The organism is Alkalitalea saponilacus (genome assembly GCF_900168165.1).
Classification (GTDB): Bacteria; Bacteroidota; Bacteroidia; order Bacteroidales; family Marinilabiliaceae; genus Natronoflexus; species Natronoflexus saponilacus.
In genome coordinates this window covers 113154-125387 of the sequence record NZ_FUYV01000011.1, presented here as the reverse complement: position 1 = coordinate 125387, position 12234 = coordinate 113154, and the positions used below count along the sequence as shown (strand labels likewise).

The 12234-nt window shown below is 40.6% G+C and carries 6 protein-coding genes; 4 read left to right on the top strand and 2 right to left on the bottom strand.

The window, feature by feature from the left end:
• Together B5X70_RS10275 and B5X70_RS10270 are read left to right on the top strand one after the other, a co-directional pair.
• The gene (locus B5X70_RS10275) at positions 1 to 1437 is read left to right on the top strand and encodes a S26 family signal peptidase (RefSeq protein ID WP_232468346.1); all 1437 of its coding nucleotides are present in this window, start codon (positions 1 to 3) and stop codon (positions 1435 to 1437) included.
• A gap of 120 nt (positions 1438 to 1557) precedes the next feature.
• Complete coding sequence (locus tag B5X70_RS10270; protein WP_079557812.1) at positions 1558 to 2565, top strand: S26 family signal peptidase; 1008 nt, start codon at positions 1558 to 1560, stop codon at positions 2563 to 2565.
• A gap of 59 nt (positions 2566 to 2624) precedes the next feature.
• On the opposite strand, the gene B5X70_RS10265 is transcribed toward B5X70_RS10270, so the two are convergent.
• Together B5X70_RS10265 and B5X70_RS10260 are read right to left on the bottom strand one after the other, a co-directional pair.
• Positions 2625 to 2849 carry a hypothetical protein gene (locus B5X70_RS10265; protein ID WP_079557811.1) on the bottom strand — a complete coding sequence of 75 codons (225 nt, stop codon included), beginning with the start codon at positions 2847 to 2849 and terminating at the stop codon, positions 2625 to 2627.
• Positions 2850 to 2875: 26 nt separating this feature from the next.
• Positions 2876 to 8443: an Ig-like domain-containing domain gene (locus B5X70_RS10260; protein WP_079557810.1), complete on the bottom strand. Its 5568-nt coding sequence runs from the start codon at positions 8441 to 8443 to the stop codon at positions 2876 to 2878.
• A 925-nt stretch (positions 8444 to 9368) separates the two neighbouring features.
• Here B5X70_RS10260 and nrfH point away from each other — a divergent pair.
• Complete coding sequence (nrfH, locus tag B5X70_RS10255) at positions 9369 to 9950, top strand: cytochrome c nitrite reductase small subunit (RefSeq protein WP_079557809.1); 582 nt, start codon at positions 9369 to 9371, stop codon at positions 9948 to 9950.
• Positions 9951 to 10201: 251 nt separating this feature from the next.
• Positions 10202 to 11716, top strand: a complete 1515-nt coding sequence (gene nrfA, locus B5X70_RS10250) for an ammonia-forming cytochrome c nitrite reductase (protein WP_079557808.1) — start codon at positions 10202 to 10204, stop codon at positions 11714 to 11716.
• The last annotated feature ends 518 nt before the right edge of the window (positions 11717 to 12234 follow it).

Below are 12234 nucleotides of genomic sequence, written 5' to 3'. Positions count from 1 at the left end.
ATGATGCAAAATATTCCTTTGGCCCGTAAAATCAGGTTTGCCATAGCAGTTGTGGTTTACCTTCTAACAGTTATCTGGATAGGAAACTTTTGGCTTCTATTTGGATTAGCCGTGATATTTGATATATACATCACGAAAAAAGTCCCGTGGGACTTTTTAAAGAAAACAAAAGATGGCAAAAAACCTGCTGCCTGGCTGGAATGGATAGACGCGCTTGTGTTTGCGCTTGTGGCGGTTTACATCATCAATATTTTTCTGTTTCAGAACTATAAAATACCAACATCTTCGTTGGAAAAAACCATGCTGGTTGGCGATCACCTTTTTGTGAGCAAACTCTCTTACGGCCCAAGGATGCCCATGACTCCCATCGCCTTTCCGTTGGTGCAGAACACATTCCCCATTGTAAATTCGCCTTCGTTCACTAAGTGGCCAAAATGGGATTATAAGCGCTTGAAAGGATTTGGAAAAGTTGAACGAGACGACATCGTAGTGTTTAATTTTCCCACCGGAGATACGGTAGCCGTTTATCGAACCAATCCAGACTATTACATAACCATTTACGAACTGGGTCGTAATCAGATAAACCAGAACCCATCTCTTCTGGAAGGACGACAGTTTGATTCTGAATATGAGTTGCGGATGTTTATCAATGATCTGGGAAGGGAGATTGTATATAATAATCCATCGGAATTTGGAAAGGTTCTATACCGCCCTGTTGATCGTCGTGACAATTATGTCAAAAGATGCGTGGCGTTGCCGGGTGATCTTTTTGAAATTCGAAGCAACCAGATATACATCAACGGCGAGCCGGTTGAAAACCCCGAAACCCTGCAACACAATCATCATGTAATAACAGACGGAACCAGACTGAACCAACGCTTCTTTGAGCGACTTGAAATATCACAGGACGATGTGCGGGATGGAGGCATTGGTCCTCACTACGTCCTGCCCTTAACAGAATCAATGGTGGAGGCCATTGAAACTTACAATTTTGTTGAAAGCATTAGTATTGATGAGCACAGGAACACACGAGGCATTGAGCAGGTGTTTCCATACAGCAGACATTTTCCCTGGAGCAGGGATAATTATGGTCCTGTAACCATTCCCGCCAAAGGAGAAACTGTTGAACTTACGCTGGAAAATCTGCTGCTATATGAGCGAATTATTACGGCATACGAAGGAAATACGCTCCATGTTGCCAATGGAACCATATTTATAAACAACGAACCGGCCGATTCGTATACCTTTGAAATGGATTACTATTTCATGCTGGGTGACAACAGGCATAAATCTGCCGACTCACGCTACTGGGGTTTTGTTCCGGAAGATCACATTGTTGGTCGCCCAATTTTGGTATGGCTCTCACTAAACAAAGACAAAGGCTTCCCGTCAAACATAAGGTGGAACAGGTTTTTTAAGGTGGTGAAAGGGGATTGAAACTTTAGTTTTGGGTTGATAGGGTTAGTAGTTGATAGTTTAAGGTTGATAGTTTAAGGTTGATAGTTTTACAATGGACTACAAACCAAAAACTATAAACACCATAACCTTTAATATTTAATGAAAAAGAGGGTTGTTTTTAGAATTTTTATTTGGATAGTGGTTGGCCTTGTAATTTCCGATTTGGCTTACCGTTATGGTTTTGAGCTTTTGGAAATTCCAACCTCCTCTATGGAGAAATCCATTTATGCCGGTGAATACGTATTGGTTAACAAACTCATTCCCGGCCCCAGGTTTTTCAGTAACAACCCCGACAAATATCGTCGTTGGAGAATCAACAGGGAACCAATGTACAATGAAGTGGTGGTTTTTAACTTTCCCGAAGCAGATACGGTTTTGGCCAACAAGCCGGGAGAAAGTTACTACCTGTTAAAACGACAACATCCAACTTTCAGAGACTCTTTAAAGGAAGAGTTCTGGGGTGAGCTGATCCCTTTAAAAGTAAACCGAAGACCACGGATGTTGAAGAGGTTGAAAGGTCTTCCGGGCGACACGGTGTCTATTTCCCAGGGACAGCTGTTTATCAACAGCCGTCCAGCTGTTGAAGCCGGGAGTTCGGTCTCATCATGGCAGTGGACAGGCCCCCGGGATGAGTTCAACTGGTTTGTTGAACAGAACAATATTTCGCAAACACCTGTTAAGCGCAACAACCGCTACTTTCTTAACCTCTCCCTAAAAGAGATGGAAGAGATGGATGCTCCGGCAGAATTGTTATCACGTGATGTTTTACGGCGAGGCATTCCCGATCCGCACGTGTTTCCGTTCAAACGGAATCTGGGATGGAATTCTGATAATATGGGGCCAATATATCTTCCCCGTGCAGGAGAAACCATTGAAATAAACCCGGGCAACATCCATTTTTACCGCAGAATGATTGAGGTTTTCGAAAATACACCCATAGAAATAAAGGGAAATTTCCTCTTTTCCAATAATATTCCCATCAGCCGCTATACCTTCAAAATGAATTACTACTGGGTGCACGGTGATAACCGTCCCCACTCCTTCGACAGCCGATACTGGGGGCCTGTACCTGAAAACCATCTGGTTGGGGTGGTGATGAGAAGATAAAATCAAAAAAGGGAAATTCAGTGAATTTCCCTTTTGTTTTTTATCTTATTGTTGTAACTCTATCTCCTGAAAGGATTATCGTCAAAGCTGTTTTTTTGTATAGATTCTTTAGAATCATAGTGATCAGCCGAATCAAAAGAGGATGACTGTCCAGGACCTGGACCTGGCCCTATGGGTGGTCCATCCTCACTTGCTGAACCCATTTGCATTGATACAACATTATCTATTTCAACAACAGCAAGATATGGTGGCTTATACTCTCTTTTGGTTTTATTTGTCTGCATTGTAATCTGCAATTTTAATTCTTGGGTTAGAATACAAGTTTGTATTCAGCTTTTCCATCGCCACTCTGTATAACAAAAATGAACAAGCCTTTGTTTTCAACTAGTATTTCATTATTAATGTCATTGTATAATCTGCCACTATCTATCAAGCGACCTTGTAAATCATACAAATAATATTGAGGACGATTTAATTCGCTAATATACGCATATATTTTTGATTCAAAAGTATAGACAATTATGTTTTCTTGAATATCACGTCTGTCAAGCTTTGATAAATCAGTAACAACACCAGATTTTAACATAATTTCAAATCGAGAGTGATTTACAGCTGCGCCATCAACAGAAAACATGTAACTGCTATCATACAGATCTGTTTCAATTCCGGTTTGTTTATCCTTCAAAATTACAGTGTAATCATACGGTAAAGTTGACATATTTATTGATATTTCAACGTTACCAGCCTTTCGAACAGAATAACCTAACGGTATGGTCATCTCACTGCTTGTTAATGGCAAACTATTAATTGCCAATCGCTCCCCATCTGAGAGAGTAAACAATTCCAGAAAATTAGTATTATAACTCAACTTCTTGTGGGAATTGTATTTATCTTCAGCCTTTTCTTTAGCATCTGGAACAATGGCTATGGCTGTTTCATCACGAAATCCATTTAAGTTACTTTCCAGCTTAATCAATGGATAGCGCGGAGATCTGTTGCTCTTCAAATAGCTATTGGTGTTAGGAACCATTGCATCAGGACTGAATATTAATGACCCGCTACCGGTACTTACATCTAAATCGTCTCCAATAGGAATTCTAACCCAGAATGCATGATGAGAAGGTATTATATTTCCTGAAATTTCATCCATACCAAGTCCCACACCTATTAAGTTGTTATAAACGCCATATTTTTCTTCTTCATTTAACCAGATCCAAAATGAGTCATCAAGATTTTCAATTTCCAAAGATTCCCAATCTATTGCAGCAGGATAAGGATTACCCAGCATATGCCAACCTCTTCCTTTTTGTGTTCGATTCAAACTCTTCAAATACGTTCCACTATTTGGAACTCCTGAGAAAATGACAGTCCCCGGTTCGCTACTGAATAGCACTCCAAAACCAACAAGGAATTCTTCATCATCTTCATATTCTAAAAATGAATTGGTTAGATTCTCATAATAATAAGTCCTGTAATCTATACCAGCTGAACTCTTTGTAGCCCCACTAACCGATGATGATGAATAGTAATTCTTATTATTCGAAGTTACAATCTGCTCAATTCGCACCCTTTGTGGGTCAACATTAAGATTTCCTCCCTTTTGTAAATAAGAAGCATTACCGTCCACAGAAGACTCCAACACAAAATCACCGGTAACGACTAAATTTCCTGAATTATGTGTAAGATGAGCTCCTGCTTCAATTGTTAGATTGTGAACCTGATCAGGTCCAGGATTACTCTCTATTACTGGGTAACTACCTCCATTTATATCAAATGGTATCCTTACGCTCTTTTCAGGATAATATTGGCCTCCTGTCCAATTTGAAGGATTAGTAAAATCAGCATTAAATCCACCCGTCCAAATCTGAAGAATATCAGTCGAGAAATTTCGGGTGATTGCTTCCGTTATTTGATTATAGAACTCATCTCTCAGTCCGTTTATGGTAATCACATATGCAGTATTCTCTAACAATGTCGCAACTGGAGTGATGGTAACAGTATCGCCCTCCTCAGAAATATGAAAGCTAACATCCAATGACCCACCCCCTCCTTGTAAAGCTAAAGTGAAATAATTACTTGCAGTAATTTCTGTTAAAGGCTCCAAAACAACTCCATCCAAATGATACAATGGTTTATTAAACACCAAAGTTATCGGGCTATTGATATCGAAGGCGTTAAAATCGTTGCGCGGATTGGATGCCAATGGAATCAAAGAGGGTGGTCTTCGATCCAACTCCAGTGATCGTCGTTCGCTTCGTTCCCCTTTGTTGCTTTCGGCAACCAAATGGATGTAATACATTTGACCTGAAGGAATTTCTGGAGCAGTTCCAAAAGTAATTTCTTCCAGCTCTTCAATACCATTTTCCATTTCGTCAATAAAACCAGACCTAACTGCAGGACTTCCACTTGCACTATTTCCTGCAATGATTTGATCCTTTGATGGAGGTATTGAATTGGTTGTTATTACATAATAAGTAGTTGCAGTTAATTCTTCTGCAAGATCAAGCTGAACTTTTAATTCCAATCCTGTTTGATTCTGATTTTCTGTAAAAGGATAACCTTCACTCCAGGCAGGTGGTTGCGTTTGGGTTGTGAAATTCCAGCGGGTATCGGTTTCAGACCATCCTAAATACTCAGCACCAGATTCAGCCGATGCTATAAAGCCTTGCTGAATCTCAACATAATATCTCCTGCCATATCCTAAAGGAGAAACACCAAGGTTTACGCTTAATACATTACCGGAAATTGTAATTCCATCTGAAGTGCGGGAAAAAAACCTAGCTGAAGAATTGTCATCATAGCGTCTAACAATTAACATAGTACCTCCATTCACACCGAAAGTGATGTCATTCTCAAATGTAAGTGTCAAAGTGCCGTCAATGGGAAAATCCTCAGACTCAGGAACAGGAAAGTATGGATCTGTATCAATTAAGGTAGGAATATCGGGATCCTCCAATGTTTCAAAAACCCATTCCATGGCATTGATTCCTCCAAATGGTTGATTATCGGCCTGCGACAGCAGTGCTCCCGCTGCAATTGTTACGAAATATTCTTGATCTGGTTCAAATGTTTTATCTACTACTATATTTAGTGTTTGATTCTCATTCGACAAAGTCAATAGTGGATCAGTTTCAGAACCTCTTATTGAATACTCTCTAAAATTTTGTATTCCGTTGCCATTATTAAATCTAATTCTGACCAAAAATCCTTGCTCTTCATTGGGTTGAAATACAACAGGCTTATCAAAAGTAACACTTAAATTATAGTTTAAAAGAACCTCCGTTTCCTCATGCTCTGGATCAGTAGAAATAACCGCCGGCGGCATAACCCTTGTAGTAAACTCCCAATCGTCTTTATCCACAGTGCCCAACCCCGGGAATATAATCTCATCGGTTGATTGCAGTGCGCCATTTTCAATAACAACATAATATTGAGTGGACTCTTCAAGATTTGAAGGTAGTGTTATGGTCAGAACTTTATTCTCAGCATCAAATGTAAGTGATGTTCCAGGCTCCGTTACATCAAACTCATGAGAGGTCGCATCACCATCGTACTCGCGAATAAAAATGCTTCCCGTTCCAAATTGCATGGGAATGTCGAATTCAATAGAGAGTTCCACATCTGTATCGATTCCGGTGGCGCCTGTTTCCGGGGATAGCGTTACGATTTGTGGAGTGGGCAAAGGGATGGTCGTAAAGCTCCAGCCACCCTTATCTGCCAATCCTTCAAAAGGTTCTCCTTCCAGAGACTCTATTGCACCACTGCTGAAGGTAACGTAGTAATCTGTACCATTTTTAAAAGTGGTTTCTGCGGGCAGTGAGATGGTCAGTTGATTACCACCAGTTACTGACAACAATCCCCCATGTGAACTCACATCGTAACTGTGTAACAACTCGTCCTGATCTCCATCGTCTTCTCTTATCTCAATGGTTCCGGTACTTCCCAGCTGAACATCAATATCAAAAGTTACAGTCAACTCTGCATCTACGGCAACATTCACCGCACCATTGGCTGGTGAAAGCGGGTTAACATCAGCCAGTCGGGGTTTGCGTTTTTTGGTGGTAAATTGCCATTGGTTGGCAGAAATACCGGCAAAGTTTACATTATTAATCGATTGAATGGCGTTGGCGGGGATGGTGATGTAGTATTGGGTGTCATAAGCTAAATTTACAGGAAAATCGATTGTCAAAACTGAACCTGATACACTTAAACCTGTTTGGCCTCCTCCATTTTGAATTCTGCGAGTGGAAATTGGATTATCTGAACCTCCAACTTCTTCAATTTCGATAAAATATGTTCCAGTTGGGTTAAACTTAATTTCCTCACTAAAAGTTAAACTAAACACCTTGTCAATTGGGACATCATCAGGCTCCTCAGGATCATATTCCAGAACTATTGGTATGGAGAATTCAGTTGTGAAATTCCACTCCGACTTATCTGTCAACCCAACAAAAGGCTCATTGTTTATGATAGCTTCTATGGCTCCTCCAGATAAAATGATATAATATTGTTTGCCAGATTGTAATTCTGGTGTGGGAGTAATTTGCAGCTGGTTATTATTAACAATGGCTAATCCCGCACCGGGGTTAAGCGTTTGCACAAGCACATCACCAATATACTCATATATTGCAACTTCGGCACCTGTTCCAAATTGAATGTCCTGATCAAAGGTTGCAGTTAAAACAACATCGGTGGCAATACCTGTTGCTCCGATGGTTGGAGAAAGGGTTTGCAATTCAAATACAAATGGCTCTGGTTCGGTGGTAAATTGCCATTGGTTGGCAGTTAATCCTTCCCAAGTGATATCAGGTGTGATGTCTTTTCTTTTTACAAATCCAGATGATATGCGAACATCGTATAATCTATTATACTCAGGCAGAGGGACTAATGATAAATCTAATATTAATTGATTATCAATTATGTTTACCACAGAAGAAGACTGATTATAAATTCTAATCTGTGATGCGCCATCAAAAATTTCGATATTACCATTACCTGTAAAGGCTACATCATCACTAAAAGCAATCTCCAAAACGACATCACGAGGCACTTCAGGCACCTCAGGCGCTGTTTGTGGTGGAGAAAAAGCATTAGCCATAAGTGGCAACCATTCGGTGGTAAATGCCCAATCGTCCTTATCTGAAAAACCGGCAAAGTCAACATCATCATCTGATTTCACCATGCCTTCATCTATCAGAACGTAGTATTTTTCTCCCTCATCAAAGTCTTTAGGCAGTGTAATGGTAAGGGTATTATCATTTACAATATTAAGGCTGGTTCCAAAATCGGTTTCGTCATAAGATGCCCATGAATCCTCGGTGTTGTATTCAAGAATTTCAATGTTTCCGATGCCTTCAAATATATCCATATCAAACTCCAACGACAAATTATTGGAAATGGAAACACCTGTGGTGTTTTTTCCAGGGGTATAGGCTGAGGGTACAGGGGAGAGGATTTCTTCTTCAGTTACAAAAGTCCATTCAGGTGCTGGATCAAATGTGTTTAATACATTCCAATAAGATTCACCGACTTTAATTGCATTTTGACTCGAATATACCCAGTATCTTTCATTAAACATTAAATTAGATCCAGTCAAATCAATAATCAACTTATTTCCATCGATAGTTATTCTCGAATCAGGACCGGATGGTGGAAATGATTTCCCTGTTGATATTGTATAAAATGATGAATAACCTGAGTTATAAACAGTAATATCTCCTGGTTCTAAACTGACCTCATCAATAAACTCTATTGATAGTTCTATATTAATTGACACCCCAGTCTCATCGATTTCAGGACTATAAACCTGCCCCATCACCCCAGCAGCCATTAGAAAAAAGGCTGCCATCACACTCACCTTCCGTAAAACTTTCTTCATAATCGTATATTATTTGTTTTGAGTAGGTTCCTATTTTGCTTAAAAACTAAACATTAAAACATAACAAAAAGTTCTTATACTCCCGGGTATAGGACTCAGGAATAAAGAACTACAAAAATACAAGTAATTATAATGATTTTTACGGAAACAAGTGTTAAATAGATACGGAAATGATTGAAAATATTGATGAAACGGTCAAAATAATTGGTTAAAGGTTGCTAATTAGGATTATTTAGCCGTAGGATTGCGTTTTGAATTACCAATTTATAATCGCTTTCCATAACTTTTTTATAACCACAATGGGCACTAAGGAAAACACAAAACACACAGTGATTTCTCTTTGTGTCCTTTGTGGATACATTGTGTTCTTTGTGGTTACCTTATTAACAATTAAACTCTCCAACCCCCCGTTAAGATTTAAATATTGCACACCTACGGCGTGTTGTTGGTTATGGTGGATACGCTGCTCTACCGATATTTGTCACCTACGGCGACACGCTGGTTTCTTACATGTCTTAAATGTTGAAGAATAACCACAACGTTCACAAAGAGTACACGAAGTTCACTATATCCATTGCGTTCATTGTGATAACCTTGTGTCCATTGTGGTTAAAACCTTATGTGTCTTATGTGGTGAAATAGCACACCTACGGCGTGCCGCGAGTCAGATGGTTGTCTCTTTTCTATCAACATATGTCACCTACGGCGACTCCCCCCACTGTTTTTAGTGTTTTTAAATACTTAATTATGAGTTAATTTCCATCAAAAAAGATCATTCCGGTCTTCGGTCTCCGATTTCCTGTCTCCCCATATGTTTCAAAACCATAATTAGACTAAATATAAATTAACAAAAAAACACACTTCCTTATTCAGAAATTAAGTACTTATTAATACCTTTACTTTATAAACAACCAAACCAATCACTATGCGAATCCCCTTTCTCAAGTGGTTTATACCACCAGATCAGTGGAAATTCCCGGTAATTATCCTTCTGGGAATATTTGCAGGTTTAGGATTTTTTGTGATACATATCGCAAAAGTTCCATCATATTTGGCCGACACACCGGAGACCTGTGTCAACTGTCACATCATGGCTCCGCAATATGCCACCTGGAGTCACAGTTCTCATCGTGAGGTAGCTACTTGTAGCGATTGTCACATGCCACATGACAATATTTTCAACCATTATCTTTTTAAAGCAAAAGCCGGAATGAATCATGCTTATGTATTTACTTTCCGTCTTGAGCCACAGGTTATCACCATCCATCAGGAGGGAAAAGATGTGGTGCAGAATAACTGTATCCGGTGCCATACCCAGCAAATACACGATACCAAACTATATACCATGCGACCTGATTTTCATCCCAACATAGGCGACAGATATTGCATAGAGTGTCACAGGGATGTACCGCATGGAACAGTCAACAGTATTTCGAGCGTGCCCGATGCCAGGGTGCCGGTTCCTACAAGTCCGGTGCCGGAGTGGTTACGTTCGTTGACGAAATAAGGAAGAAAGGTCAAAAGGTGGGAAGGTGATAGGAAAACGGAGACCGGAGACTGGAAAATGTGGAAGGTTTGAAGTTTTGGGTTTATAGTTTAATAGTTTTATGGTTAGGAGTTTAGAGTTTTAAGTTTTTCAATCATTAGTTGTTTTGCTAGTAACATTGAATTACAATCGAGATATATCTTATTAAAATTTTGCGTCATTGCGCCTCTGCGTTTAGAATTTAAATAGCAACCTAAATTAAATCCATTCATATGAGACCAATCAGTGAAATCATAAAAGAGAAGCCCTGGATGGGATGGCTTATTTTCTTTGCCACCATAATAGTGGTCTTCGTACTTGGCCTATTCGCCGCAACCATTGTTGAGCGACGTGCCGAGGCGGTTTTTGCCTATACTCCGCAGGTAAAGCACGACAAATACGAACCTCGTAACGAGGTTTGGGGTCAGAATTTTCCTCGCCAGTATCAGTCGTATATGAATACCGCTGACACAACGTTTTCCAGCAAGTACAACACATCCGGTTTGCGTGATGCATTAGCCGATAATCCACGCATGGTAATTCTATGGAGCGGATATGCTTTTTCCATGGACTACAACCAGCCACGAGGACATTATTACGCAGTAACAGATGTTTACAACACGCTTCGTGTTGGTTCGCCTATGGATGGAGAGAAATCTTTTCAACCCAATACTTGCTGGACATGTAAAAGTTCTGATGTTCCACGCCTGATGCAGGAACATGGTATCGCCGAATTTTATGCCGGCACCTGGGAAATGTGGGGCGGAGAAGTCGTGAATCACATCGGCTGTGCCGATTGCCACGATGCAGAAACCATGAATCTTCACATTACCCGTCCGGCACTGATTGAAGCCTTCGAGCGACAGGGCAAAGACATCACCAAAGCGTCCCATCAGGAGATGCGCAGCCTAGTGTGTGCCCAATGTCATGTTGAGTACTATTTCAGTAAAAATGTGGTGGAAGATGTGAACTATCTGGTATTTCCATGGGATGACGGGATGAATTTTGACGACATAGAAGCCTATTTCGACAGAATCGGGTTTACCGACTGGGTACACGGCCTAAGCCGTGCCCCCATGCTAAAGGCTCAGCACCCCGATTATGAAGTGTGGTCCACAGGAATTCATGCCGATCGTGGTGTATCTTGTGCCGATTGCCACATGCCCTACAAAAGCGAAGGTGGTATGAAATTTACCGATCACCACATACAGAGCCCCTTGAACAATGTGGCCAATTCTTGTCAGGTTTGTCACCGTGAGGAGACTGCCCGGTTGGTACAAAATGTGTACGACCGACAGGACAAAATTTATGAAATTCGCACCCAGTTAGAAGATCAACTGGTAAAAGCGCACATAGAAGCAGCATTCGCATGGGATTTGGGTGCCTCAGAGGATCAAATGCAGGATATTTTGATGGATATTCGTCATGCACAATGGCGCTGGGATTTTGCAGCTGCAGGACATGGAAATGCTTTCCACAACCCACTTGAAACCAGCAGGATGATCTCAACAGGAAAGACAAAGGCGCAAGATGCTCGTGTAAAACTGGCCCGCTTAATTGCTTCTCTTGGACATACCGAACCTGTTCCCATGCCGGATATCTCAACCAAAGCCAAAGCACAGGAATATATTGGTCTCGATATTCCTAAGCGCCAGGCCGACAAGGAAAAATTCCTGAACACGGTTGTTCCTCAATGGCTGGAAGCTGCCAGAGAACGGGAAGCGACTTATGATGTGAGAGTGAATTAACGGAAAACCGGAGGTAAAATGGTAACAGGGAAATAGGGTGACACGGTAACAGGGTAACAGGGTAATAGGGTAACCGGAATGAAGTTATCACAAGCCCCAAAGGGGTGTAATATCATAGCCCGGGGTGGAGTCCTGCGGAACGAAGAACGAAAAAAGGGGAACAGAGGACAACAGTTTTTAAAATAATATTTCAGTAGATCCGATGGCTTACGAATGTTTAAGTCGTCGGATTTTTTTTTGATGTTGTTTTTAGATTTCAGGGCTAACGCCCCTCCGTTTGATTGAATTATTTTTTTCTACGAAGATTTAAGGGCTAACCTAAAAATTATTTAAATACATATAAACATGGGTGTAAATGTGGTAACTTCGTAACATTATGCATGTCAAGTTTTCGTAGGGGCGTAGCCCTGACCTCTTCGTAGCAATAAAATATCCCCTGTTAATCCAAGGGGCGTAGCCCTGGCATCTTAAAATCATTAACATTGAAATGGTATTGCGATTCAGATATATGTAAACCC

What these genes read in the sequence shown, in the direction of transcription:
- nrfA (WP_079557808.1), top strand. Translation starts at nt 10,202, where the DNA reads ATGAGACCAATCAGTGAAATCATAAAAGAGAAGCCCTGGATGGGATGG.
- B5X70_RS10260 (WP_079557810.1), bottom strand. Translation starts at nt 8,443, where the DNA reads ATGAAGAAAGTTTTACGGAAGGTGAGTGTGATGGCAGCCTTTTTTCTA.
- B5X70_RS10270 (WP_079557812.1), top strand. Translation starts at nt 1,558, where the DNA reads ATGAAAAAGAGGGTTGTTTTTAGAATTTTTATTTGGATAGTGGTTGGC.
- nrfH (WP_079557809.1), top strand. Translation starts at nt 9,369, where the DNA reads ATGCGAATCCCCTTTCTCAAGTGGTTTATACCACCAGATCAGTGGAAA.
- B5X70_RS10275 (WP_232468346.1), top strand. Translation starts at nt 1, where the DNA reads ATGATGCAAAATATTCCTTTGGCCCGTAAAATCAGGTTTGCCATAGCA.
- B5X70_RS10265 (WP_079557811.1), bottom strand. Translation starts at nt 2,849, where the DNA reads ATGCAGACAAATAAAACCAAAAGAGAGTATAAGCCACCATATCTTGCT.